This window comes from Ephemeroptericola cinctiostellae (assembly GCF_003339525.1).
GTDB lineage: Bacteria > Pseudomonadota > Gammaproteobacteria > Burkholderiales > Burkholderiaceae > Hydromonas > Hydromonas cinctiostellae.
This window is the reverse complement of record NZ_CP031124.1, coordinates 2,446,655-2,472,769: the sequence shown is the minus strand read 5'-3', so window position 1 is coordinate 2,472,769 and position 26,115 is coordinate 2,446,655. Positions and strand designations below refer to the sequence as shown.

Annotated in this window: 24 protein-coding genes and 1 tRNA gene; 18 read left to right on the top strand and 7 right to left on the bottom strand. The window is 47.9% G+C overall.

The features are described 5' to 3' along the window. Positions 1 to 33 precede the first annotated feature (33 nt). The 4 genes from DTO96_RS11240 (at position 34) to lysM (ending at position 3,109) form a co-directional block, all read left to right on the top strand. Positions 34 to 783, top strand: a complete 750-nt coding sequence (locus DTO96_RS11240) for an SIMPL domain-containing protein (RefSeq protein ID WP_114563579.1) — start codon at positions 34 to 36, stop codon at positions 781 to 783. 99 nt (positions 784 to 882) lie between these two features. Beyond that, positions 883 to 1,584: a phosphatidylserine decarboxylase gene (locus DTO96_RS11235; protein WP_114564040.1), complete on the top strand. Its 702-nt coding sequence runs from the start codon at positions 883 to 885 to the stop codon at positions 1,582 to 1,584. A 64-nt stretch (positions 1,585 to 1,648) separates the two neighbouring features. After that, positions 1,649 to 2,446, top strand: a complete 798-nt coding sequence (gene pssA / locus DTO96_RS11230) for a CDP-diacylglycerol--serine O-phosphatidyltransferase (protein WP_225972501.1) — start codon at positions 1,649 to 1,651, stop codon at positions 2,444 to 2,446. Positions 2,447 to 2,638: 192 nt separating this feature from the next. Further along, positions 2,639 to 3,109: a peptidoglycan-binding protein LysM gene (gene lysM, locus DTO96_RS11225; protein ID WP_114563578.1), complete on the top strand. Its 471-nt coding sequence runs from the start codon at positions 2,639 to 2,641 to the stop codon at positions 3,107 to 3,109. Positions 3,110 to 4,545: 1,436 nt separating this feature from the next. Here lysM and DTO96_RS11220 read toward each other — a convergent pair. Both DTO96_RS11220 and DTO96_RS11215 read right to left on the bottom strand, forming a co-directional pair. Further along, positions 4,546 to 5,232, bottom strand: coding sequence for an IS1595 family transposase (locus DTO96_RS11220; protein ID WP_114562080.1), 687 nt, complete (start codon positions 5,230 to 5,232; stop codon positions 4,546 to 4,548). A gap of 60 nt (positions 5,233 to 5,292) precedes the next feature. Next, positions 5,293 to 5,369: transfer RNA gene (locus DTO96_RS11215), tRNA-Pro, on the bottom strand. 124 nt (positions 5,370 to 5,493) lie between these two features. Between DTO96_RS11215 and surE the strand changes: the two genes are divergently transcribed. The 13 genes from surE to DTO96_RS11150 all read left to right on the top strand — a co-directional run bounded on the left by surE (position 5,494) and on the right by DTO96_RS11150 (position 19,161). Further along, on the top strand, positions 5,494 to 6,255 hold the full coding sequence (gene surE, locus DTO96_RS11210) for a 5'/3'-nucleotidase SurE (protein WP_225972500.1): 762 nt from the start codon (positions 5,494 to 5,496) through the stop codon (positions 6,253 to 6,255). Positions 6,256 to 6,282: 27 nt separating this feature from the next. Then, positions 6,283 to 7,134 (top strand): protein-L-isoaspartate(D-aspartate) O-methyltransferase, encoded by an 852-nt coding sequence (locus tag DTO96_RS11205; protein ID WP_114563577.1) that lies wholly within the window; start codon positions 6,283 to 6,285, stop codon positions 7,132 to 7,134. A gap of 39 nt (positions 7,135 to 7,173) precedes the next feature. Continuing rightward, entirely contained in the window at positions 7,174 to 7,950 is a 777-nt protein-coding gene (locus tag DTO96_RS11200) for a peptidoglycan DD-metalloendopeptidase family protein (RefSeq protein WP_114563576.1), read from the top strand. 101 nt (positions 7,951 to 8,051) lie between these two features. Beyond that, positions 8,052 to 9,404: a 23S rRNA (uracil(1939)-C(5))-methyltransferase RlmD gene (gene rlmD, locus DTO96_RS11195; protein ID WP_114563575.1), complete on the top strand. Its 1,353-nt coding sequence runs from the start codon at positions 8,052 to 8,054 to the stop codon at positions 9,402 to 9,404. A 36-nt stretch (positions 9,405 to 9,440) separates the two neighbouring features. Then, positions 9,441 to 11,054, top strand: a complete 1,614-nt coding sequence (locus DTO96_RS11190; RefSeq protein WP_114563574.1) for a serine protease family protein — start codon at positions 9,441 to 9,443, stop codon at positions 11,052 to 11,054. 320 nt (positions 11,055 to 11,374) lie between these two features. Next, positions 11,375 to 12,574 (top strand): phosphoglycerate kinase, encoded by a 1,200-nt coding sequence (locus tag DTO96_RS11185; RefSeq protein ID WP_114563573.1) that lies wholly within the window; start codon positions 11,375 to 11,377, stop codon positions 12,572 to 12,574. A gap of 341 nt (positions 12,575 to 12,915) precedes the next feature. Continuing rightward, positions 12,916 to 13,992: a class II fructose-bisphosphate aldolase gene (gene fbaA, locus DTO96_RS11180; RefSeq protein ID WP_114563572.1), complete on the top strand. Its 1,077-nt coding sequence runs from the start codon at positions 12,916 to 12,918 to the stop codon at positions 13,990 to 13,992. 188 nt (positions 13,993 to 14,180) lie between these two features. Then, complete coding sequence (locus DTO96_RS11175) at positions 14,181 to 15,092, top strand: phosphoribosylaminoimidazolesuccinocarboxamide synthase (protein WP_114564037.1); 912 nt, start codon at positions 14,181 to 14,183, stop codon at positions 15,090 to 15,092. Further along, entirely contained in the window at positions 15,089 to 15,580 is a 492-nt protein-coding gene (purE, locus tag DTO96_RS11170; protein ID WP_114563571.1) for a 5-(carboxyamino)imidazole ribonucleotide mutase, read from the top strand. The genes DTO96_RS11175 and purE overlap by 4 nt, the downstream gene beginning before the upstream one ends. 84 nt (positions 15,581 to 15,664) lie before the next feature. Next, positions 15,665 to 16,381 carry a class I SAM-dependent methyltransferase gene (locus tag DTO96_RS11165; protein ID WP_114563570.1) on the top strand — a complete coding sequence of 239 codons (717 nt, stop codon included), beginning with the start codon at positions 15,665 to 15,667 and terminating at the stop codon, positions 16,379 to 16,381. Between the two features lie 99 nt (positions 16,382 to 16,480). Further along, a complete protein-coding gene (locus tag DTO96_RS11160; RefSeq protein WP_114563569.1) occupies positions 16,481 to 17,671 on the top strand; it encodes a 5-(carboxyamino)imidazole ribonucleotide synthase in 1,191 nt (396 codons plus the stop codon). Continuing rightward, entirely contained in the window at positions 17,664 to 18,653 is a 990-nt protein-coding gene (locus tag DTO96_RS11155) for an L-threonylcarbamoyladenylate synthase (protein WP_114563568.1), read from the top strand. The genes DTO96_RS11160 and DTO96_RS11155 overlap by 8 nt, the downstream gene beginning before the upstream one ends. 1 nt (position 18,654) lies before the next feature. Further along, complete coding sequence (locus DTO96_RS11150) at positions 18,655 to 19,161, top strand: bacteriohemerythrin (RefSeq protein WP_114563567.1); 507 nt, start codon at positions 18,655 to 18,657, stop codon at positions 19,159 to 19,161. A gap of 324 nt (positions 19,162 to 19,485) precedes the next feature. Here DTO96_RS11150 and DTO96_RS11140 read toward each other — a convergent pair whose 3' ends face one another. The 5 genes from DTO96_RS11140 to DTO96_RS11120 all read right to left on the bottom strand — a co-directional run bounded on the left by DTO96_RS11140 (position 19,486) and on the right by DTO96_RS11120 (position 25,379). After that, positions 19,486 to 20,226 carry a VWA domain-containing protein gene (locus DTO96_RS11140; RefSeq protein ID WP_114563566.1) on the bottom strand — a complete coding sequence of 247 codons (741 nt, stop codon included), beginning with the start codon at positions 20,224 to 20,226 and terminating at the stop codon, positions 19,486 to 19,488. After that, positions 20,223 to 21,191 carry a toxic anion resistance protein gene (locus tag DTO96_RS11135; RefSeq protein WP_114563565.1) on the bottom strand — a complete coding sequence of 323 codons (969 nt, stop codon included), beginning with the start codon at positions 21,189 to 21,191 and terminating at the stop codon, positions 20,223 to 20,225. The genes DTO96_RS11140 and DTO96_RS11135 overlap by 4 nt, the downstream gene beginning before the upstream one ends. Positions 21,192 to 21,193: 2 nt before the next feature. Beyond that, positions 21,194 to 21,874 carry a TerD family protein gene (locus DTO96_RS11130; protein ID WP_114563564.1) on the bottom strand — a complete coding sequence of 227 codons (681 nt, stop codon included), beginning with the start codon at positions 21,872 to 21,874 and terminating at the stop codon, positions 21,194 to 21,196. Between the two features lie 70 nt (positions 21,875 to 21,944). Then, positions 21,945 to 23,099, bottom strand: coding sequence for a toxic anion resistance protein (locus tag DTO96_RS11125; RefSeq protein ID WP_114563563.1), 1,155 nt, complete (start codon positions 23,097 to 23,099; stop codon positions 21,945 to 21,947). 222 nt (positions 23,100 to 23,321) lie between these two features. Then, positions 23,322 to 25,379 (bottom strand): heavy metal translocating P-type ATPase, encoded by a 2,058-nt coding sequence (locus DTO96_RS11120; protein WP_114563562.1) that lies wholly within the window; start codon positions 25,377 to 25,379, stop codon positions 23,322 to 23,324. Between the two features lie 102 nt (positions 25,380 to 25,481). Here DTO96_RS11120 and DTO96_RS11115 point away from each other — a divergent pair, with 102 nt between their 5' ends. Next, positions 25,482 to 25,910 carry a Cd(II)/Pb(II)-responsive transcriptional regulator gene (locus DTO96_RS11115; RefSeq protein WP_114563561.1) on the top strand — a complete coding sequence of 143 codons (429 nt, stop codon included), beginning with the start codon at positions 25,482 to 25,484 and terminating at the stop codon, positions 25,908 to 25,910. Positions 25,911 to 26,115 lie beyond the last annotated feature (205 nt).

Here is a 26,115-nt window from a genome sequence, read left to right as displayed (position 1 = left end):
CAAAACAACCCCAATGATTAAAGGAAAAAAAACATGCACCCAATTTTAAAAAACTGCTTACTGGCCTTGCCTTTTGCAGGTTTGTTTGTTCAAGCGGGCACAGCGAATGCCCAAACGCTCAACAACATCAATCAAAATGGTACATTGGTTGAATTGTGCGCATCAGCACAGCAAGACATCATGCAAGATTCAGCCAATGTCAACGTGTCCTATAAAGCGGAAAACCGCGACAAACGCATTGCTGCTGACGAAGTGAATAAAAAAATGACCGAAGCGATTCGTCTTGTCAAAGCCAACTATCCAAAAGTTGACATCAGCAACCAAAATTACAACACCTATCAATCGTATACACCCAAAGGGCAAAGCAAAGATTGGACGGTTGAACAATCTTTCCTGCTGGAAAGCAAAAATCCATCCGAAGTTCCCGCTTTGGTCAGTCTGTTGCAGGAGTCAGGCGTGACGATCAATGGCATGAACACCTTCCTCAGCCCAGAAGCGGCCAAGGCTGCCCAGCAAAAGCTGTACAGCCAAGCGTTTGATGATGTGCAAATGCGTTTGCGCTCGATTTCTGAAGCCATGGGTAAACCGAATGCATGGCAGATCACGCACATTGACATGACGGGCAGCCGTGGTTGCGGCGGCGGTGGTGGTGGCATGGAATTCATGCGTGCCAAAAGTATGCTTGCTGCAGCACCCGCGGCAATGGATGTTGCGGAGCCGACCGTAGAACCCAGCAAACAGACCATACAGTTAAGTCTTTGGATTGCTGCGAAAATGAAGTAAAATGATGGCTTAGGCGGTGATGATGCATGTTTGAAATTGAATTTTCAATGGGCACATCACCGTTTCGACTATTCTTATTACAATTTTTGTGAGCACATTATGTCTGGTAACTCAAACTATCCGCATCCACTCTTGGCCCGTGAGGGCTGGCTATTCATTGGTATTGCGGTGTTTTTAGCATTGTTGATTCATTTCTTGGGTGGCTTTGGTTGGGCACTGCCGTTTTACATCATTGCCGCTTTTGTTGTGCAGTTTTTCCGTGATCCCGCACGTGACATCCCACAACAAGCTGGAGCGGTGCTCTCGCCCGCCGATGGCCGCGTGATTGTGGTTGAGAAAACCCGCGACATTTACGCCGATCGTGATGCATTGAAAATTTCAGTGTTCATGAACGTTTTCAATGTGCATTCAAACCGCATGCCTGTTGATGGTGAAGTGGTGAAAGCCCATTATTTTCCAGGTCAATTTTTCAATGCCGACTTGGCCAAAGCATCAGAGCAAAACGAACGCAACGCTTTGGTGATTAAAACCAAAGACAACCAAACCGTTACCAGCGTACAAGTTGCAGGTTTGATTGCCCGTCGTATTTTGTGCTACGTGGGCGTGGGACATCAAGCCAGGCGCGGTGAGCGTTATGGTTTTATCCGCTTCGGTTCGCGTGTGGACGTGTATTTGCCATTGGATGCCATACCACGCGTGAGCATTGGTGACACGGTCTCGGCCTCAACCACTGTGTTGGCTCAATTGGCGCAAGCTGACCTTGTTGAGCCTACTGTGGCGGCATCCATTGAAACCCACTGATTTGAAACTGTGGGTTAACAACTTGTTGCATAAGCCATCAAAAGATCATCAAATGGGGAGTCGAATGGATCAACGTGAAAAACCAAGCCATTTGCGTGTTGTGAGCGAAGACGACGATGTGCAGGATCCCATTGTTCGTGCGCATCGTCATAAAAGCATCTACCTGCTGCCCAATGCCTTCACGACGGCGGCGTTATTTTGTGCTTTTTTTGCCATCATCAAAGCCATGAATGGTGAGTTCAGTGATGCCGCAATTGCTATTTTTTGTTCAATGGTGCTCGATGGCATGGATGGCCGCGTGGCGCGTTTGACCAACACCCAAAGCGCGTTTGGCGAACAATACGACAGCTTGGCGGACATGGTCTCATTTGGCGTTGCACCAGCCTTGATCGTCTACGAATGGCAGCTCAAAGGACTCGGGTTGGGGCGCTTGGGTTTAATCGTCGCCTTTATTTATTGCGTGTGCGCGGCACTGCGTTTGGCTCGATTCAATGCCAACATTGGTGTCGTCGACAAACGTTATTTTCAAGGTTTACCCAGCCCATCTGCGGCTGCTTTGGTCGCGGGTTTTGTGTGGCTGGTGTCTGAAGAGAGGGTGTTCATTGAAGGCGCATATTTACCATATTGCGCACTGGCGATCACGTTGTTTGCGGGCATATCGATGATTACGAATTTACCTTATTACAGCGGTAAAGCCATGGACATTCGCCACTCGGTGACGTTTCCAAAGTTGCTCTTGTTTGTTGGTATCATGCTGGCGGTCACCATGAAACCATCATTGATGCTGTTTGCTTTGTTTGTGGCTTATGCTTTGTCTGGTTATGTATTGGGTGCTATGCACAAATTACATCGACAGCCATAAAGCAGGCAACCACCATTGCTCATGATTTGTTGCACACGCGCCTAAAGGCATTTAATATTCAAGCTCGTAAAAAAGTGAAAGCGCAGGCTTTCACTTTTTTATTTTTGTGTTATGCTCATATCGCAGTTCACGATTGAGCTGCAAGGACTGTCGCATGCGACAATTTGAAGAATTTATTATCAGGAGTTCATTATGGGTATGTTCAGTTTCTTAAAAGAAGCCGGTCAAAAATTGTTTGGCAGCAAACATGAAGAAGAGCAAGCTGCAGATCCAGCCGCCGCGAATCAAAGTGCTTCACAAGCGATTCTTGATTACATCAGCTCAATGGGTTTGGGCGCAAGTAATTTGGCAGTGGCTTTTGATGGTGCAACTTCAACCGTGACTGTATCGGGCGATGCTGCGACACAAGAAGACAAAGAGAAAATTTTGTTATGCGCAGGCAACGTCAGCGGCGTTTCATGTGTGAATGACAACATGACAGCACCTGCAGCTGAAGAGCCACAGTTCCACACCGTTCAATCGGGCGACACATTGTCACACATTTCCAAAGAAGTGTACGGCGATGCAAACAAATACAATGTGATTTTTGAAGCCAACAAACCAATGTTGAGCTCACCAGACAAAATCTACCCAGGTCAAAACTTGCGCATTCCAAAACTGTAATGTGCCATGTTAAAAAAACCAGCTTCAGCTGGTTTTTTTTATGGCGCTCCGTTTCGCACATAAGGATACACAGCACACCGTGAAAAAGAGAGCAGATCACTGTCCACAAAAATTGTGGATAAGCATGTGGGTTACGTTGTATAAAACATCAAAACACCATGAAAAACAAGTGGTTAACTTGATTTGTGTAAAATATAAGCAACACGTTTATTTAAGGTGAAAAATGATTGAAACGGCAATGCATTGTCACTTCATGACCTTTTTGCAGTCACTTTGCGACCATTTACTGTGTTTTTTATGTTTTTTAAGCGCATTGTCCACAAAAGCTGTGGATAAGCGTGTGGGTTGTGCTGTATAAAATATGAAAAAATGATGAAAAACAAGTGGTTAGCCTGATTTGTATAAAATGTAAGCAACACGCTTATTTATGGTGAAAAATGGTTGAAGCAGCAATGTCTCATCATTTTATGACTATTTTGCAGTCACTTCGTGATTGTTTACCATATTTTTCAATGGTTTTTAAGTGCATTGTCCACAAAAGCTGTGGATAAGCGTGTGGGTTGTGCTGTATAAAATATGAAAAAATGATGAAAAACAAGTGGTTAGCCTGATTTGTATAAAATGTAAGCAACACGCTTATTTATGGTGAAAAATGGTTGAAACAGCAATGTCTCATCACTTCATGACTATGAAGCAGTCACTTTGCAGTCATTTACCGTATTTTTTGATGGTTTTTTAAGTGCATTGTCCACAAAAGCTGTGGATAAGCGTGTGGGTTGTGCTGTATAAAACATGAAAATATAATAAAAAACAATTGGTTAGCCTGATTTGTATAAAATGTAAGCAACACGCTTATTTATGGTGAAAAATGGTTGAAACAGCAATGTCTCATCACTTCATGACCATTTTGCAGTCACTTTGCAGTCATTTACCGTATTTTTTGATGGTTTTTAAGTGCATTGTCCACAAAAGCTGTGGATAAGCGTGTGGGTTGTGTTGTATAAAAGACTGAAAGTTTATTAAAAACAAATGGTTGTACTGGTTTGATTGTTTTTTAAGCAAATCATTGACGTTGCAATGAAAACACCATGAATACCGCTGTTTTACTGACAGACATGCATTCTGGCTCCATATCATGCGAACCATGATAAAAAATAAAAGAGAAGCCAGCATGGATGTGAAACAAATGGGCTTTGAGGAAGTCAACCATCCTTAATCGAAACAGGCAAGCCTTATAAAATTTAAGACAACTTTTAGATGACTACGCATAACAGCAGTTCTTCGATGTACTGAACTGCAAACCAGCCGCTGCTTTTTTAACAGCTTTTGTTTTCAAGTATCATTTTTTGGCTGTTGTCATAGATGACAGCGACTTATAATGGCCAAATCACTGTTACAACACTGATAAAAACAGAATGGTTAAATAATAACGGGTCTTAGGAAGCAGAATTCAATAACGGCTCATCTCGCAGCATGTTAAGAAGCACTTTATACAAGTCGCTTTTGCGATGGTTAAACCTAAATTCAGTTTCCTTCAAATGCAGTAAAAATGTGTTTTTCGGAACGCCGTTAAACTGAACCAAACGACGTTTAGCATAGCTCCAGAATGATTCTATCCCATTCACATGATTAGAACCATTTACAAACTCATCGGCACCATGATTCACCCGGAAGTGTTTATCAAACCCGATGTCCACCAAGCCATTATAGCCGCGCCAACCATCGGTATGGATAACGCTGTTAATGTCTGCTTTCCCACGAATAATGGCTTGCAGGCTGGCTTTGGAAGCATCAGGCACAATCTCAGTGTAGATATTGCCATCACGTTTGAGTAAACCAAACACGATGGTTTTACCTGAAGCACCACGTCCGCGTTTACCTCGAACACGATGCGGACCAAAATATGATTCGTCGGCTTCCAACTCTCCTTTGAGTGGTGAGCCTTGGAGACAAACAATCACCAAACGACGACGAATCTTGAGGTAAATGGTGTTGATTGAACGAACGGATATGCCGCTTAACGCAGCACATTCCGTTGCCGTTAAATCAAGGGCAAAATACCGTAAAATTTGGCGAAACTTCGCTTCGCTAATTTTTGAATGTTTGAAGTACTTGTTTTTCATTTGGTCTCAAGAGCTTAGCGCATATTTTAATGCGTTTGCTTCCTAAGACCCTACTATATTTGGTCGGAACGGTGGGATTCGAACTCACGACCCCTTGCACCCCATGCAAGTGCGCTACCAGGCTGCGCTACGCCCCGAGAGCGCACATTATAGCGTTTTTTTGACTTAAAGCAAGTCCAATAATGCTCAAACTCATTATAATGTGGTCTAATCAAGTCCATGGTTTAGATCGTGGATATACTTTGAGGTGAATAAGGGGCAATGGCAACAATGGCAAGAATTTTAATCAGCAATGACGATGGCTATCATGCACCTGGGATTGAGGCGTTGTATCACGCGTTGAAAGATTTGGGTGATGTGACGGTGATGGCGCCCGATCAAAATCGCAGTGGTGCGTCGAATTCATTGACGTTGGATCGTCCGTTGAATGTGCGTCAAACGGACAATGGTTTTTATACGGTGAATGGGACGCCGACGGATTGTGTGCATTTGGCGAGCACGGGTTTTTTTGAGCACCGTCCAGATATCGTGGTGTCGGGTATCAATAACGGTCAAAACATGGGTGATGACACTTTGTATTCTGGGACTGTGGCTGCGGCAATGGAGGGGTTTTTGTCGGGTGTGCCGTCGTTGGCTTTTTCTCAGGTGAATCGAGGTTGGGGTGAGATTGAGGCGGCTGCGCAGGTGGCGCGTCAGTTTGTGCAGATGTTTTTAGAAAAAAATATTCGCACGGCTTTGTTGTGGAACATCAACATTCCAAATGTGCCGTTGGCTGAGTTAAAAGGTTTTGAAGTGACACGTTTGGGGCGTCGCCATACGGCTCAAAATGTGCATGTGATGAGCAATCACCGTGGTGAGGCGCATTATTGGATTGGTGCGGCGGGTGAGGTGAAAGATGGGGCGGATGGCACTGATTTTCATGCAACGGCGCAGGGGCGTGTGTCCGTGACACCGTTGCAAGTGGATTTGACGGGGTATGCGTCGATGGCGGATACGGCATCTTTGGTCAACGGTTTGTTGTGATGAATCATTGGAATCATTAGAAAAAATATGGCACATTCGCCTCCTAAAAAACCAAAGTTTGAGCCGTTGACTGAAGTTCAACGGGCTTGGTTACGTGCGCAGATGGAGCGTGAGGCGAGGCCGTTGGTGTCCAAATCATTTGCGCCGACGCCTGCGTCGTCGTTGTATTCGATCATGCAGGAGCATACTTTGCGCAACACGTCGAGCGATTGGCGTGAGCATCCTGAGGTGTTGACCAAGGCGCGTGTGTTGATGGTGGATGCTTTGCGTGGTGCGGGCGTGACGGATGAGGTGGTGTTGATGGCGATGGGGCGTTTGCCGCGCCATGTGTTTGTTGATGAGGCCTTTTATTTGCGGGCGTACCATGACGATGCTTTGCCAATTGGCCATGGCCAGACGATTTCTCATCCTTCGACGGTGGCGCGCATGACGGCTTTGCTGCGGGTCGGTGGTGGTGTGAATAAAGTATTGGAAATTGGCACGGGCTGCGGTTATCAAGCGGCGGTGTTGGCGTTGTGTGCGCACGATGTGTATTCGATAGAGCGCATTGCGCCGCTGTATAATTTGGCCGCGTTTAATTTGAATCAAGTGCAGGCTGTGTTGCCGAGTGTGCCGCACTTGCGTTTTGGCGATGGCATGTTGGGTTGGCCTGATGCGGCACCATTTGATGGAATCATGTTGGCGGCGGCGGGTTTGGCGATTCCTCAGGTGCTTTTAGAGCAGTTGCGCATTGGTGGTGTGTTGGTGGCGCCCGTGGTGGTGGATGCCAACGCGCAACAGCATTTGGTGCGAATCACGCGGACTGCGTTGAATGAGTGGCGGCGGGAGGTGCTTGATCCTGTGCGGTTTGTGCCGCTTTTGGGTGGTGTTCAGGATTGATGCACAGGTGTTTTGTGTGACGATAAAGGCAGGGATGATATGAAAAATTGGCAAAAAGGTTTCATCAAGGCATTAACTGTGGTGGGGCTTGGTTTGACTTTGGTTGCGTGTGGTACGAGCAGCGGTGGTGGTGCGAGTGGTCAGAGCCGCCGTGCCGACAGCAATGGCATGTACCGCGTGAAGTCGGGTGATACGCTGGTGTTGATTGCTCGTGCGAATGGGGTGAGTTATCAAGACATCATGCGTTGGAATGGTTTGACCAACCCGAATCAGCTCGAGGTGGGTTGGAAATTGCGTGTGCGTTCGAATGCTTCGGGTGCTGCGGTGGTTTATCCTTCAGCCAATACGTCACCGCCTGTGATCAGCAATGGGGTGTCGGTGACTCGAACCAATCCACCTGCTGCGGCCAACAGTGAATTGGCCAACAGCCCCGAGATCACCAATAATTTACGTTGGATGTGGCCGGTTCCTGGTTCTGTGTTGAAGCGCTTTGATGGGATGAGCAATAAAGGGATTGTGTTGGCTGGTAATGTAAGTGATCCTGTGTTGGCCGCTTCGGGTGGTGAAGTGATTTATGCGGGCAACAGCTTGCGTGGCTATGGCAACATGGTGGTGATTAAGCACAACGATGTGTGGAGCACAGTATATGCCAACAACAGCACGTTGTCGGTACAGCAAGGCGATCACGTGGTGGCGGGACAGACCATCGCTCGCATGGGCAGCACCGATGCGCCGCGTGTGCAGCTGTATTTTGAAGTGCGTTGGAATGCAAAACAGATTGACCCGCTCAAAGTGTTGCCTGCACGTCCGATGTAATGGTTTTTAGTCAACATTGAGTCCGCATGTGCGGTGAAGTGTGTGTATAGTGGCTGCGCAGAAGCAGTGAATGTAAAGAGTAAAGAAAGTAGAATTTCCCGATGGGTAGACGTAGAAAAGAGCAACGAGTGCCAAGGGTGTTTCCCGTGGTTCAATTAACGATTGAGTCGCTGGACATGGAGGGGCGCGGCATTGCGCATCATGATGGCAAAGTGGTGTTTGTCGAAGGTGCTTTGCCTTTCGAAGAGGTTCGGGCCGACGTGATTCGAGAAAAATCGAATTACAATCAAGCGCGTACAACTGAAGTATTGAAAGCTTCCAGCGAGCGTGTTGAGCCAAAATGTGCCGCTTTTGGCATGTGTGGTGGCTGTGCGATGCAGCACATCAATCCGCGTGCGCAAATTGCGGCGAAGCAACGTGTGTTGGAGGACAATTTGCAGCGCATCGGTCAGGTCAAGCCTGAAGTCATTTTGCGCCCGATTGCAGGTCCGACCTGGGGTTATCGTTATCGTGCGCGTTTGTCGGTGCGCAATGTGCATAAAAAAGGTGAAGTGCTGGTTGGTTTCCGTGAAAAAAATGGCAGCTATGTGGCGAATATGACCGCATGTGAGGTGTTACCGAAACACATTTCAGATTTATTGCCCAAACTGCGAGAGTTGATTGGTTTGACCAGTATTGCCGACCACATCCCTCAGATTGAAGTGGCTGTGGGGCAGGCAAACAGTGTGCTGGTGTTCCGTAACCTATTGCCGTTGACGCCGCACGATGAACATTTGTTCCGTGCGTTTGGCGATGCCCATGGTGTGGACATGTGGTTGCAACCACAAGGCTTGGACAGTGTGCACGCTTTTCATCCACAAGACAGCACGCTGTTTTATGATTTGCCCGAATTTGGCATTCGCATGCCGTATCGTCCGACCGATTTCACTCAAGTGAATTTCCACATTAACCGCGTGTTGGTCACGCGTGCCGTGCGCATGTTGGAGATCAAGCCTGAAGAGCGTGTGGCTGATTTTTTCTGCGGCTTGGGCAATTTCACCTTGCCGTTGGCAACGCAAGCCACCCATGTGGTGGGCATCGAAGGTTCAACCCAGTTGACCGAGCGTGCTTTGCAAAACGCCAAAGCAAACGGTGTTGAGGACAAAACAGAGTTTTATTGCCGTAATTTGTTTGAGGTCACGGCAGATGAGTTGCGTGGCTTGGGTCGATTGGACAAATATTTGGTCGATCCACCACGGGATGGCGCGGATGCCTTGTGCAAAGCTTTGGCGCAACTGGAACGACATGAAAAGCCCAGTAAAATCGTGTATGTGTCATGCAATCCTTCAACACTGGCGCGTGACGCGAACACCCTTGTACACCAAGCGGGTTATCGCATTGCCTCTGCGGGGGTGGTCAATATGTTCCCGCATACGGCGCACGTCGAATCAATGGCTGCATTTGAATTGATTTAAATATTGCGTGGAATGGTTGCATCACAGGAGGATGGAATGGCAGCACATCGTTTAAATGTTTGGTATCGAATGAATGTGCTGCGCTGTGCGGGGTTGGCTGTTGTGTTGTTCGCCCCACTTGCTGTGTGCGCCAAAACACCCATGATCCTTGAGTCAAAGGCAGTGCCACCGCTGCATTCACAAGGCCAATCTGTGAATGCAGCTCAAACCCATCTAATGGTGCTGAGTCATCGTTCAGAAAAAAAAGCCACCATCCACACCCGTTCACATGCTGCGCAAAACAGCACAATCCCTCAAAACACTCAAACGGTTAAAACAGCCAAAATAGTTAAAACAAAAACAGTTAAAACCATTGAAGTGGTTCAAGCAGATGCAAAAATAAACAACAGCAACATCAAAAAATCATCTGAGCCAACATCCGCGCAAACACCAAAACACACATTCAATATGGCATCACGTGATGCTCATCCTATCAATGCATTAAGTACGGGCATCGCCCGACGAGTTGAGCCCGTACTTGAAAACACGTTGATCGCCAAGCGCACCATGCCCATCGCCATACCCATGGTAACGCCTGTCGCGCCTGTCGCTTTTGTTGCAAGCAGTCCAACTGGATACGATGTCATCAATGACATCAATCAGCATTTCTCAGCTGTTCCCATCAAATATTGTCCGCGCACGTCCAATGGTTATGGTTTTGAAATGCGTTACCCCACAGCAGGTGTGGATGGGGTAAGTCTTGCCGACAATGACCCAAATGGGGTTGCATCGATTGCCGTTGCGCCTGTGGTGACCAAGGTGTACGGGCGTGCCTATGCCGCTGGCTTGCAGGAAAATGCACAGTTGCTGGCCATCAACGGTCAAGCCATACATTCGCAACGCGAATTCAATGCTTTAATTTATGATGGTCAAACAGCCGCAGCGGACCATTTGATCCCTCGAGTTCAATTGACCGTGCTGCAAAAGGGCGTACAACAGGACATCCCTTTGGTCAAAGGCGATTATTGCTTGTCGAATCTAGCGATAGAATCAGAAAAAAATATTCTGCGCTTGAATCAAGAGACCAAGGGCAGTGGTTATTCAGTGACCGCAGAAACCACGGCATTTGTTGATGCGGATTTCTTAACCAAACTCAGTCCCACCGATCGCCTGACTTTGGCCGCAGTAGCCGCAGGTGAGCAATATCGATATGGCTTAAAGATCAAGCGCGGCAAAACGGGCATGATTTTTGGTCAAATTTTTGGCACCATCATCACCTTCACCACGGGCATTCCGATCACCGAAGTCACCACCTCAAGTTCCGCTGCGATTGGCATGAAAGAGGACGGTGAAGGGGCGTTGCGTCCTGCCGCTGCTTACGGGTATTATCTCGGTTTGGCGCCCAATGACATGCGCGCCAGTTTAGAAACATTGGCTGCATTCAAGGAAAGCTATCGTGCTCAAGGCAAACGATACGACTGGTTTGTGCGCAGTGACTTGAGGGAATTTGATGTTGCGGTGCAAGAGATCAATGCATTGGCAGCTCAAGGAGCTAAAAACATCATGCTCAAGCCCCAATTGTTTGCCAACAAAAAAGAAGGGCGTGGCGAAGGAGAGCAGCAAACCAATCAACGGATGGGTGAGGCAGAAAATGGTGTGGGCAGCTATTAAAGACACGCGACATGGGAATTTTGGCTGCAGGTGAAAATCAAGCGCAATCGCATCATCAAATGGTTGAGAGCAAATGGTTCTTAATCATCGTTTGTTTTTGATCTTTGTATTCAATGATGTGGATGTGTTCCCTTGTCCTTAATCCCATATTCACTTGATCCAGCGGCCACTGAAAATACCACTTATGTATCCATTAAGCCATTTAAAAGCCATGTTGATGGAGGCTAAATGTAGTAAAATCAAAGGGTTGTTTCAGCGGTTTTTTTGAACCGTTTGATCCCAGTTCTATCACCCATCGAGTCAAAAAAAGGAAGACCAGAATGAATGTTAAAACTTTAAGTCAGCTCGTCGCAGCAGACGAACTCAAAGGCAAGCGTGTTTTTATCCGCTCTGATTTGAACGTGCCGCTTGATGACACCAATCGCATCACCGATGACACGCGCATCCGCGCATCGATTCCTGCGATTCAAATGGCACTTGGTGCTGGCGCAGCGGTCATGGTCACCTCACATTTGGGACGTCCAACTGAAGGCACGCTTGAAACGCGTGACTCCCTCGCGCCCGTTGCTGCACGCATTGCTGAACTGCTTGGCAAAGACGTGAAAGTCAACTTGGTTCAGAACTGGGTGGATGGTGTTGATGCACAGGTCGGTGAAGTCGCCGTGCTCGAAAATTGCCGCGTGAACCCAGGTGAAAAGAAAAACAACGAAGAGCTGTCTCGTAAAATGGCCGCATTGTGCGACATCTATGTGAACGATGCTTTTGGCACCGCACACCGTGCTGAAGCGACCACTTACGGCATCGCCCAATTTGCCCCAGTTGCTGTTGCGGGACCTTTGCTCGAGGCGGAGTTGGATGCGCTCGGTAAAGCCTTGCTCGCCCCCAAAGCACCGATGGCAGCCATTGTGGCAGGTTCAAAAGTATCGACCAAATTGACCATTTTGAAAAGTTTGGCTGACAAAGTCGATCAACTCATCGTCGGTGGCGGCATCGCCAATACCTTTATGGCCGCTGTGGGTTTGCCGATTGGTAAATCATTGGCTGAAGCCGACTTGGTCAGTGAAGCAAAAGCCATCATTGATAAAATGGCGGCGCGCGGCGCGAGCGTGCCAATCCCAACGGATGTGGTGTGTGCCAAAGAGTTCTCAAAGGATGCTGTGGCGACTGTGAAAAAAGCCACTGAAGTTGAAGCCGATGACATGATCCTCGACATTGGCCCTGACACGGCTGCCGCAATTGCAGGTCAATTGTTGACGGCTGGCACGATTGTCTGGAACGGTCCGATGGGTGTGTTTGAATTTGATCAGTTTGGCAATGGCACGCGCGTATTGGCACAAGCAATTGCCCGCTCATCGGCTTTTTCGATTGCGGGCGGTGGCGATACATTGGCGGCGATTGCAAAATACAACATCGCCGATGAAGTCAGCTATATTTCGACGGGTGGCGGGGCATTTTTGGAATTTTTGGAAGGCAAAGAATTGCCCGCCGTCGCGATTTTGGAAGCGCGTGCGCAAGGTTAAGAAACGGTTAAGAAATGTGAAACAGGTCTGTTTTTTTGCAAATTGACCTCATGGGGGAAGTCCACAAGTCGCAGGGGATGAGCTTTGAGCTCATTTGATTTTTGTCAGTTTCCCTGATGAGCATTTGGCCTAACGTTGGGAGAAAACAGGTTTTTACTCTTTTCGTATTGCTTTAATTTAATTGAACTTGTGTAATGAGCTTGTGTATTTACCCCATGGTTTTGCGGGGTAAACGCACAGCGATTGATCAGTGGGTTTACTTGAGAATGTAAATGGGTGGGCTTATTTTGTGCCAATGAATGAGCCCACACATGTACTTTTTTAATCTTTAGGAGTCTTTCATGACTAAAATTTTTGACCACGTCCAAGCGGGCGTATTGACAGGTGATGATGTTCAGAAGGTGTTTGAATTGGCGAAAGCGGGCAACTTTGCTTTGCCAGCGGTGAATGTCGTTAACAGCGACACCATCAATGCCAGCCTTGAAGCCGCAGCAAAAGCCAAAGCACCCATCATCATTCAGTTTTCAAATGGTGGTGCAGGGTTTATGGTTGGTAAAGGTTTGAAATTAGAAGGCCAAGGCGCAGCGGTATTGGGCGCAGTGGCGGGTGCGCGTTATGTGCATCAAGTGGCTGCTGCTTATGGTGTGCCCGTGATGTTGCACACCGATCATGCTGCAAAAAAATTGTTGCCGTGGATTGATGCGTTGTTGGATGAAGGCGAAAAGTTTTTTGCTGAAACGGGTAAACCACTGTTTTCATCGCACATGCTCGATTTGTCAGAAGAGCCTTTGCAGGAAAACATCGAAATTTGCGCCGAGTACCTCAAGCGCATGGACAAAATCGGCATGACCCTTGAAATTGAATTGGGTTGCACGGGCGGTGAAGAGGATGGTGTGGACAACACGGGCATGGATGCTTCAGCCTTGTACACTCAGCCTGAAGACGTGGCGTACGCTTATGAAGTGTTGAGTCAAATCAGCCCGCGTTTCACCATTGCCGCTTCATTTGGTAACGTACATGGTGTGTACAAACCAGGCAATGTGAAATTGACACCACAAATTTTGGACAACTCACAAAAATATGTGTCTGAGAAATTTGGTTTACCCGCAAAATCATTGAACTTTGTGTTCCATGGTGGTTCAGGTTCTAGCGATGCTGAAATCAAAGAGTCTGTTGGTTATGGTGTTGTGAAAATGAACATTGACACCGATACGCAGTGGGCGAATTGGGAAGGCGTGTTGAACTACTACAATGACAAAAAAGACTATTTGCAAGGTCAACTGGGCAATCCCGATGGTCCAGATGCTCCAAATAAAAAGCATTATGACCCCCGCGTGTGGTTACGCAAGGCGGAAGAGTCTATGGTTAAACGTTTGATTCAAGCGTTTACCGAGTTGAATGCTTTGGACGTACTGTAGTCCGTATTCTCGTCATTTGCGTTTATCGTGTTGCATGCATGCGTTGCCTGCGGGTTTTTGTCCACAAGTCTTTGAATAAAAGCCCCAATCCACACGATTCGCGGTAAAATATCGACCAATTGGTTCGCCCAATGAGCACACTACTCATTGGGCGTTTTATATTTCATGCAATGAAAGCACGTTTATTTATGTCAGCCCCTGCATCAGCCCTTTATGCGACTTCCATCCATTCGTTACCACTGCTTGCCAAAGGTAAAGTCCGCGACACTTACATCATTGATGACAAACACCTGTTGATGATTACCACCGATCGTTTATCGGCATTTGATGTGGTCATGAGTGAGCCGATCCCAGACAAAGGCCGTGTATTGAATCAAATGTCGAATTTTTGGTTTGAACAATTGGATGGCATCGTGCCCAATCATTTGACCGGCATTGATCCAACCTCCGTTGTGGCAGCGGATGAAGTCGAGCAGGTTAAAGGGCGCAGCGTTGTGGTCAAACGTTTAAAACCGATTTTGGTTGAAGCCGTCGTGCGCGGCTACATCATTGGTACGGGTTGGAAGGATTACTTGGCCACGGGTGAAGTGTGTGGCATCCAACTGCCCGAAAACCTGAAACTCGCTGAAAAACTCCCCGAGTTGCTGTTCACACCTGCGGCGAAAGCCGATGTGGGCATGCACGATGAAAACATTTCATTTGAAGAAGTGAAACAACGCATTGGTGTTGAACTGGCAGAGCAGATGCGTGACATCAGTTTTAAATTGTATCAACGTGCGGCCGATTATGCGGCTGAGCGTGGCATCATCATTGCCGACACGAAATTTGAGTTTGGTTTGGACAATGACGGCGTGCTGCATGTGATGGATGAGGTGTTGACGGCAGATTCATCTCGCTACTGGCCCGCTGATGAATATCAAGTCGGTATCAGCCCGCCAAGCTTTGATAAACAGTATGTACGAGATTACCTTGAAAGTTTGGATTGGGCCAAAACGCCCCCCGCACCCGCGTTACCACAAGAGGTGATCGAAGCCACCGCAGCTAAATACCGTGAAGCCTTACAGCGCATCACAGGTCAAACTTTACAGGAACAATCATGAGTGCAAAACAGCCCGTAGTGGGTATCTTGATGGGGTCGTCTTCGGACTGGGACGTCATGAAAAATGCGGTGGACATGTTGACTTTGTTTGAAATTCCACACGAAGCCCGTGTGGTTTCTGCGCATCGCATGCCCGATGACATGTTTGACTATGCGGAGTCTGCGCACGGTCGCGGCATTCGTGCGATTATTGCGGGTGCAGGTGGCGCGGCACATTTGCCAGGCATGTTGGCTGCAAAAACCATTGTGCCCGTGTTTGGCGTACCCGTGCCTTCAAAATACCTACGTGGTGAAGACTCATTGTATTCAATTGTACAAATGCCCAAAGGCGTTCCTGTGGCGACGTTTGCAATTGGTGAAGCCGGCGCAGCCAATGCCGCCTTGCATGTGATCGCCAATATCGCCATGACCGATGCTGCTTTAGCTGAGAAATTAAAAGCGTTTCGTGTCAAGCAATATGAACATGCCGTTGGCATGACTTTGGGTTGAAGCACAGAAAGCCCATTGTCAAAGACCGTTTCATCTGTTTGTTGTGAACCCTGATTGTTGTCAATAATGATAAAGGAAAACGTAATGGAATCAAGCCACATCCCCACACCTGCTGATCAAGTTGAAGATGGTTACTCATGGAACACTTATGACGATGTGTTCAGAACCATTGTGGCTGGATTGAATCCTAAAACGGTGATGGACATCGGTGCAGGCAGCGGTAAATACGGTAAATTGACGCGTAAAATTGCGCCCGATGCCAAAATCACTGCTGTGGAAATTGATGTGGAAGGTACCATTCGGCACAAGCTTGATCAGACCTATGATCAGGTTGTGACGGTGCAGGCAGCCGAGTTCTTGATGAACAATCCAAACGAAAATTTTGACTTGGTCATCATTGGTGATTGCATTGAACACATGCCGAAAAGCGTTGGCATTGATTTGCTCAATTATTTAAATTATCGGGCTGCATATGTGTTCATCATCACCCCCGATGGCATGGTGATGAACAAAGACCCGTATTACCTCGGTCATATTTCCAATTGGACTGAGCGTGACTTCATGTGGCATGACAATTTTGGTTATGAACGTGTGGGCGTGATGCAGTTGTTTCTTATGCGTGGCTTGCTTCGCCCTGAGTTGCCGGACATGGGTTCGATGAATGAGCACATCAAAGCACAAGCATTGCCGTTGCATCTTGACAATGGTCAATTTTATAAACATGCGGAATTCACCTTGGTGAATCACATGTTTAAATGGCAAAATCCAAATGGATCATGGGGCGCTTATCGACCCTTTTAAAGAAAGGTGGAAAAATAAAATTTACTTTTCCACGTCGTTTTAAAATTGGGAAAAGTGAGGGTTTATTTTTTTCACATCCCTTAAATAGAAATTATTAACATGTCTTTACAGCAGCTTTCAATGCCCATTTTGCCGCCTGCCACACTCGGTGTGATCGGAGGCGGTCAATTGGGGCGTATGTTTGCCCAGTCCGCTCAAGCGATGGGCTATGCCGTGTGGGTACTTGAACCCGATGCCCATTGCCCTGCGGGGCAAATTGCCAATCACCACATTTGTGCGGCCTATGACGATCCCACAGCATTGCAGCAGATGGCGGATCACTGTGCTGCGGTGACGACCGAGTTCGAAAATGTACCTGCTGATGTCTTGCGCTGGCTCGGTGAGCGTGCACCTGTTGCACCATCGGCCGATGCAGTGGCGATTGCGCAGAATCGCATTGTTGAAAAAACTTTCATTGAGCAGGGCGGCGTCGCTGTCGCACCGTATGCAGTGATTCGTGATCAAGCCGAGCTTGATGCGGCTGCGGCGCGCGTTGAGTTGTTCCCTGCCATTTTGAAAACGGCACGCATGGGTTACGATGGCAAAGGCCAAGCATCTGTGAAAACAGCACATGACTTGTTGGCGGCTTGGGATGCGCTTGGTCGGGTTGAGTGCGTGCTTGAGCAACGCTTACCGCTTAAATTTGAGGTTTCAGCTTTACTGGCTCGTGCTTGGAATGGCGCTGTCGCGCATTATGCTTTGGCGCAAAATGTGCACCGCGATGGCATTTTACACACCTCCAGTGCACCAGCACCCAGTGCGGATGAGGCTTTAACAACACGTGCGCAAGCGGCCGCAGCTAAAATTGCCGAGGCGATGGGCTATGTGGGTGTGCTTTGCGTGGAGTTTTTCATCCTTGAGGATGGTTCTTTGGTGGCCAACGAAATGGCACCGCGTCCGCATAATTCAGGCCACTATACGCAAAATGCCTGCCTCACCAGCCAGTTTGAGCAGCAAGTTCGCGCGCTCACAGGGCTTCCTTTGGGGGCCACACACCAGACCAGCCCTGCGGTGATGTTGAATATTTTAGGCGACGTGTGGTTCGCCGCTGATGGCGTGCAACGAGACCCTGATTGGGCTGGCGTATTGTCTCAGGCTGACAGTTTCTTGCATTTGTATGGCAAAGCAGAGCCCCGTATGGCGCGCAAAATGGGGCATGTGAATTTTGTCGGTAAACACCTGCACAAGGCCGCACTGCGTTGCGAAGCTGCAATGGCCACTTTGGATTTAAGCGGTGGCGTGAATGATTGATGTTTTTGCTTCGGCTGATGTTGTGCTGGCAGCACAAAAAATAGCTGCGGGCGAAGTGATTGGTTTACCCACCGAAACGGTGTATGGCTTGGCCGCTGACGCGCAGAATCCACAAGCGGTTGCACGCATTTTTGCTTTGAAACATCGCCCCGCAAGCCACCCTTTGATCACGCACATTGCTGCAGAGGCGAACATTCATTATTGGCTGGATGAGGCGCGCATGACGGCGGACATGACCGACATCATGAACACACTCATCGATGCCTTTTGGCCCGGCCCATTGACTTTGGTTCTGCCCAAATCGCCCGCAATCAACGATGCGGTGACGGGTGGACAAGACACCATCGCTTTACGTTGCCCTGATCATGCGCTTGCGCAGTCTGTGCTGCATGCATTGTCGCAATTGCACAATACGCCACATGTTGGCATTGCCGCGCCTTCTGCGAATCGATTTGGTCGCGTCAGCCCGACCCATGCACAACACGTGCGTGACGAATTCAATGGTCAGGTTTGGGTGCTTGATGGCGATGCCTCTGTGATTGGTATTGAATCAACCATCATTGACTTGACCCGCGGTGCACCGGTGCTGTTGCGTCACGGGCACATCACGCCCGATGATATTTTTGATGTCACGGGCTTGCAGCCCTTGCCCAATGATACCCATTCGCCTCGCGCTTCTGGCACGCTGCTGGCGCATTATGCCCCTGCAACACCATTGGTCTGGGCAAGCGCAGCTACAGCATTGGCGGATGCAGGCTGTTTGTGCTTTTCAAATGAATTCGATGTCACCCCTTTCAAACAAGTGATTCAATTGGACGATCAACCCAAAAATTACGCACGCGGTTTGTACCACGCCTTGCGTGAATTGGACAGGGCTGCGCATGCGCAGATTGTGGTTGAAGATTTACCTGTAGATTCAGCATGGGACGCAGTGCGTGATCGATTAAAACGAGCCATTGTTGGTTCAAACGAAGGAAAATAACATGAGTGAAGTGACTGCTGAAACTGAAACAATGGTTGAAGCCGCACATGATGTGGCGGGCGATGTGATGGTTTGGGACGATGAAATGGTCTTGGGCAACACCGCTTTGGATCAAACCCATCAAGAGTTTGTTGATATTTTGAATCGTTTGGCAAAAACACCCGAAGTAGATTTGGTGTCTGTTTTGGATGAGGCCATTGCCCATACACAAGCACATTTTGACCTTGAAGAAGGTTGGATGGCGCGCTTAAGTTTTCCTGCGGCGGGTTGTCACGTGAGTGAGCACACACAAGTGATCGGGGTCATGCGCATGGTGCGTGAGCGCGTGGCCGCAGGTGAAACACATTTCGCTTATGTGTTGGCGACCGAGTTGTCTGCATGGTTGCGCATTCACGCGACAACGATGGATTATGCTTTGACGTATTTTATTGAGTCGACGCATGCGGATTTGAGCACATCCAGTCAGGGTGATGCAAAGCCTGTGGGGAGTGGTTGCGGTTGTGGTTGAGTCGATGATTTGACTGTGGGTGCTAAACAATCGACAGCACTGGATTTTAAAAAATAAAATGGCAACAATCTGTTGATCTAACCAAGCAACCAAGCAACCAAGCAACCAAGCAACCAAGCAACCAAGCAACCAAGCAACCAAGCAACCAAGCAACCAAGCAACCAAGCAACCAAGCAACAATGAACACCGTCTTCAACGGCGTTTCCTCAATTGTTTTGGCAAGTACGGTGTGACGCTAGAAGGCTTAGCGACATGATTAAAGACCTGTGGCACGTCTTTAATCATGAACAAAGGTGTGCCGTTCGTAATCACACCAACCTCTATTTAATGGTGCCCATCTTCCTCATCATGTTCATGCTTGAGCCAAGTGCAGAGTTCTGCGGGTAAAAGTTGTTCGTAAATGCTTTCATCCTCTAAAAATTGAGCTAAATTTTTAACTGGGACAAAGCCAACGTTGGGGAAACGCTCAGCCATCTGCCGTAAAAATTCGTATTTGGCATGACCCACGCCAATTAATAGATAATAAATTTGTGCATCGGTTTCTTCAATATGTTCGAACAATGTTTGGGTTGCTTGTGGGTCTGTGTTTTCGCCATCCGTTAAAAAATAGTTGATCACAGGCAATGATTGTTCTTCTTCATTATGGCCTTTAAACAGTTTACGAAAAAAATTAAGCACAGGTGAGTGGGGCTCGCTGTAGTATTTTAGATTGGCTTGAATGACAGGGGCATATTGTGTCCCTTCCCACAGGATGTGATCTAAATCACCATCCATCATTTCTTGGTTCACAATGTTTTTGTAATTTTCACGTGTGGCCACACAAGCGAGGGCTGTGCGGCTCGAAAACCCCCAAACATCGATTTCACCATCGTCGTCGCAAGCCAAGCCGAGCGGTAGAATGCGCTCGACCACTCGTTGCACGACACCCTGTTTATACAGTTCAACCATGGAGCCTGAGACATCAAGGTTAATCCCAACGCGAGCGCGCACGACATGGTCAATGCCATTTTTTTCGAGGACAAAGCGAACTTTTTCGACTTCTTTTTCAATTTCAAAAATACTCATATTTTTTCTCCGTTTAAATGCTCAATCAGTTTTAAATAAATTCGACGCAGCGACATGCGTGAATTTTGGTTTGGTTTAGCCATTAATGCAGCGGTGTAAGCGGTATAAAACACAGGCAAATCTTGATGCAATACAGTGCTGATCGTGGTGTTGAGCGCATGTAAATGTTCAGTCAATACATCATGGGTGGTCTGGCTCATATGCAATGCAGTTTGGGTCTCCAAAAGGCTGTTGGCTCGATGTTCCAAGGCATTGGCTTGGGCGTTGTAGTGCTCGGTGCGATTCAGTTGGTTTTGACGGATGTATTGAACTGTAAAATTGGCGGCGATGATATAACAGACCATCTGATGCAAGAGCTTTGTATGGCGTGACTTCAGTTTGGATAATGTCGTATCCAGTTCAATCAAGGTTTGTTCACGTTGCTTCACTTGTTCTATGCAGGCCATCAATTGAGGATAGTACACATCAAATACTTGGCGTGGTGTTGCTTTCGGCACGATCAAGTTTGTCAATTTTCGTACCGTCGATGGTTGCTTATTAGCAAACACTTGCTCTGGATCAAGGTGCTTGATGATGCCGAACAATTGATTTAAAACCGTTTGTACCTGTGTCACATGCTCGTTGTTGGCGATGTTGAGTGCAGTCTCGGTCATTTGACCATGCTCAATTTGTAAATCCTCACCAAAACGCACAATGTCTTCGAAGTGCGGGTCATCTAAATTGATGCTGTGAATAATGCGCAGTGCTGCGGCCAAGGTGTCGGCCTCGGCTGAAGGGTTCAATTTTTGTAAATCGTCTATGCTGCACGGTAGGCGCTGACGCAACACGCCACCTGTCAGAATTTTAGGGGCGGTGCTTTTGGGCAACAACGCTTGTGCTGTGCCAAACAACACACTGGGTTTCTTTGTGGGCTGTGTGACCGAGGCTTGCGTGTGATCAAAAAGCACTTTGGGCTTGCTTGACATTGTTATTGATACGCTTCGATGATGTCAGCCAACCCTGTTTTTGAGCCTGCGCCAATGGCGGTGAATGCCCATGAGCCATCTGATTTTTTCATCAGAGACCCAACTTGCAGGGCGGTAAAGCCTGCAAACTCACCTGAAGGGTGGTAGCGGCACAGCTCATTTCCATAAGCGTCGCACACTTCGACAAACAGGCCTTTGATTTGGCTGAAATCCAGTTTGCGCTCAACGGCTTTATGGATGGTCAACCAAACTGCAATTTCAACACCTTTGGCTGGCAAGCGAGAAAGGTGAATCATCATTTCTTCGCTTAAATCCTCTTCATGGCTGTCGCCATGTGCCCCATGTTTCAACTCGGCCGCTCCACCTGTACGGTTGTCTGAAGAATGCCACATGGATGAATCAACCGTTTGAAAGCCAATCACATCGCCATCTTCATCTTCAGCGGGCGTGAGTGTTTTATTGGCATAAGTCAAAAAATGTGAGCCTGCGCCATACATGGCGGGTGCATTGGCATCGCCACCGCGATGAATCAGCAATACCGCGTGTGAGTCAACATCGTGCGCCACACTGCTTTTTGCAGGATCCCAATAAGTGCCGATGTGTAAGGAAGTGAGGGCTTTGTCGACCTCAAAAATATCGCCTTTTTCCAGTACAAAAACACCTGCGCCGTCAATGCTTGTCATTTGAGCGTCCTTAAATAGTAATGAATACGGAAATTAATACAATCAATTAATAGGTTTAATAGGTCAAAAATTATGGGTTTAGCGTTGCCACCGTTTGTTGAACTTGCTTGAGCAAGGCGCGCGTGCTGGCGATTTTGCTTACATTTTTTTGCCGCTCTGCGTCCACTTTGTTTGAAATATTGCCCAATGTTGTCGCCACGCCGAGCAGCAGTTGGGCATTTTCAAGTTGGGCGTCAGCCGCTGAACGTGTGGCATCAACAGCAACGGTTTCAAGTTGTTGCAGTGAGTATTTTTGTAGATCAGCACGTAATTCACGGCGCATGGTGTTGAGCTGTTGCAATGAACGAATTTGGAACGTGGCATTCAAGCGCAATAACGCAGATTTAATGTCGTTGAACTCAACCTGTGAAGAGCTGATTGTGTCGGCTAACGTCATTAAGCCCGCACTTTGTGCAATACCAATGGACTCTAAGTCAACGGGTGCTTTGGCATACGCGGATTCAAGTGTCAATATGCGATTTTCAAACAGCTCCACTTTGGTGCGAAAGTCTTTTGCGTCACGCACCTGCATGGGGTCTTGTGAGGCATGGGCTTGCGCTTCAATATGAGTCAGCTGTGTGTGCGCGTCATGCAAAATTTCACGCCCAGCCGCCACATACACGCCCAGATTCAAAATGCTGTTGCGATAACCTGCTGCTTGCTGAGCCAGACGATTGACCTCGCCAATCAGTTTGTTGCTTTCAATGGAAACCTGTGTTTCCATGGGGCGAATTAAATCGAGTAAAGAAGAGGCTTTGGATTTTAGCAGGCCACGCACTTCATCAGCCGCAGATTCGAGTCGCCCCGCTTGACTGCCCAGCCCAATTATTCTGGCCATGCGTGACAACCAACCACCTTCCAATTTTTTACGGATTTCTGTTTCAAGTGAAGGCAAGTCCATGTCTTTCACACCTTTGCTCACCTGACGAAACAGCTCAAACAATACAGGCGAGTCGGCCTTGGTGATTTGCTCGAGCATGTCATCCAAGTGGCGGCTAAATTCATTGACAGGCTCTTGGCCAAAAGTCACAATTTGTGTGCCCACAAGGCTGGGTATATTGAATTTTTGTACCACTTCAGGTATTTTTTGTGCCCATTCTACGGGCAAATGGACAGCGACTGAGGTCGGTGTTTGTGTGGTTGAAACTGTAGATTCAGTGGGTTTTAAGGCTGCTTCTTGTTCCATCTTTAGTATCCTTCCGTTTGGATCGATTGTATCAGGATCGATTGGAAAAATCCCCAACTAAATGAGGGGTTCATGTTCCAATGCCCATGCTTATGACACTACATCAGCGATAAAAAGGTGCTTACATTGGGTTGCTCACATTTAACATTGAGGTCAATATGCGGCGACAATCATTCATTTTGTAGGGGTATTCAATAGCAATGGTTTGTGATCATGTGCGGGTTAGTCAAACGTCATGCGTTGGATTCGCATGGCGTTCAAAATCGCCAACAACGCGACACCCACATCGGCAAACACCGCTTCCCACATGGTGGCCAGACCACCCGCACCGAGCAGCAGAACGATGGCTTTGACGGAGAATGCCAGGCCGATATTTTGCCAAACAATGTGTTTGGTGGCTTTACTGATTTTGATGGCTGTGGCGATTTTGCTCGGTTGATCGGTCTGGATCACCACATCGGCGGTTTCAATCGCTGCATCTGAACCCATGCCGCCCATTGCAATGCCCACATCGCTCAACGCCAGCACGGGCGCATCGTTCACACCGTCACCGACGAATGCCACAACTTTGGAGGGGTCTGTTTTGATTTTTTCGACATGGGCGACTTTGTCTTCGGGCAGTAAATCGCCATACGCGGTGTCGATGCCAATGGATTGTGCGACTTTTTGCGTAATGGCCGATTTGTCACCGCTGAGCATGATGGTTTGATTCACACCGTTGTCGTGCATGGCCTTAACTGCGGCTTGCGCGTCGGTTTTAATTTGGTCTGCAATGGTGACATGGCCTGTGTAGGCGCCATTGATGGCGACCACCACAATGGTTTCGACAATGCTGTCGATTGTTGCATCGTAAGCGATGTCGAATTTACGCAGCAATTTGGTATTGCCCGCTAATACGGTGGCGCCGTTAACGGTGCCTTTTAAGCCATGCCCTGATATTTCTTCAACATCCGTTGCTTCAAGGGCTTGGGGATTGTCTATCACAAATTGGGTCACGGCCTTGGCGATCGGATGGGTGGATTTTTGCTCTAAAGCGATCAACGTGCGCATGAATTCGGTCTTGTCCATGCCTGTGGTCTGCACATCCTGCACTTCAAATACGCCTTCAGTCAACGTACCTGTTTTATCCATCACCACCGTGTTGACCTTGGCCATCACATCGAGGTAGTTGCCGCCTTTGAATAAAATCCCGTTGCGCGAAGCCGCACCGATGCCACCGAAGTAACCGAGTGGGATGGAAATAACCAAAGCGCATGGGCAAGAAATGACGAGAAAGACCAATGCGCGGTAGAGCCACTCTCGGAACACATAGTGTTCAACGATGACATACGGTAACACCACCAATGCCATAGCCAAAAAGAACACAATCGGCGTGTAAACTTGGGCGAAACGACGAATCATCAATTCAGTTTTGGCTTTGCGAGAACTGGCGTTCTGCACGAGATCGAGAATCCGCGCCAGTGATGAATCGGCAAATTTTCGACTGACTTTGAGTTCAATGACTTTATCAAGATTGACCATGCCCGCCAGCACCGTTTCGCCTTGGTTGATGTTTTTGGGTTTGCTTTCACCCGTCAAAGCAGATGTGTTGAAACTGCTGCCGTTGCTTAACATTTCACCATCCAATGGGGCTTTTTCGCCTGAACGGATTTGGATGGTTTCACCGATGTCCACCGATTCGGGGGCGACGGTTTGGTACGTACCCTCACGTAACACGGCCGCTGTATGGGGACGCACGTCGAGCAAAGCCTTGATGTTGCCTTTGGCGCGGTTGACGGCTGCACTTTGGAACAATTCACCCACCGCATAGAATAGCATCACGGCCACACCTTCTGGATATTCGCCAATTGAAAAGGCACCCAGCATCGCCAAAGCCATGAGTGAAAACTCGGTGAAAAACTGTTTGGATTTGAAGCCTTCCAGCGTTTCTTTGATGACTGGCCAGCCAACAGGCATATAGGACAGCGCATACCAAACAAAACGCACCCAGCCTGTGAAAAAACTGGATTTGAAAAAGTGATCGAAGCCAATGCCCATCAACAGTAATAATAAGCTGGTGATGGCGGGAACATAAGTTCTAAAACTCGATGGATCGCCATGGTCATGGTCGTGATCAGCATGGTCATCATCATGATCATTGTGCCCCTCGTCGTGATTGTGGCCTTTGTGTGTGTCGTGACCATGAGCGTGACCTTTGTGATCATGGTCATGATCTGTATGGTCTTTGGTGGTGGCAGGGGCTTTGGGCTTTTCGTCGTGGTCGCAGCAAGAGGCTGACATGATTTTCTCCATGGGAATGAATGAACCCTGTCATTAAAAACCCTCATGTCACTTCAAGGTCAAGCGATTTCGCTTAAAATGGCACATCCAATGGAGAATCCTATGAAAATCAGTCAACTTGCCGCCGCCACAGGCGTTGCCGTCGAAACCATCCGCTACTATGAGCAGCAAAACCTATTGCCACTTCCTGAACGGCAGGACAATGGCTATCGCACCTATTCCAATAAACATGTTGAACAGTTGGCATTCATCAAACACTGCCGTTCGCTGGACATGTCGATTGCCGACACAGGGCAATTGCTTGCTTTTACCCTTGAGCCGCAAGCCGATTGCACCCAAATCAATCTCTTGGTTGAACAGCAATTGCTTAAAATCCGTGCTCGACTGGTCAGTTTGACTGCGCTGGAGAAGCAACTCGACCGCTTGCAACACCAATGTTCACAAGTCAATTCGAGTGAGCGCTGCGGAATTTTGCACGAGCTTGTTGCTGCTGCGCATGGTGAGGCGTGTGCATGTCATGGGCTCAATTAGTAGTTTTTTAATCGGTTGAGGCGTTCGAATGGTGTTGCTCTCTGTTATTGAAGCACTACCGAACAACATCCAGTTTTTCAATCGGTTGAAGTGTTCGAATGGGGTTACTGCGAGTTTCACCTTCTGAAGATTGCTTTTGCCCAACAATTGAAGCGTTTCGGGTTGATCCAGCGCTTCACGTTTATTGGGGTGATGTCACGTCGAA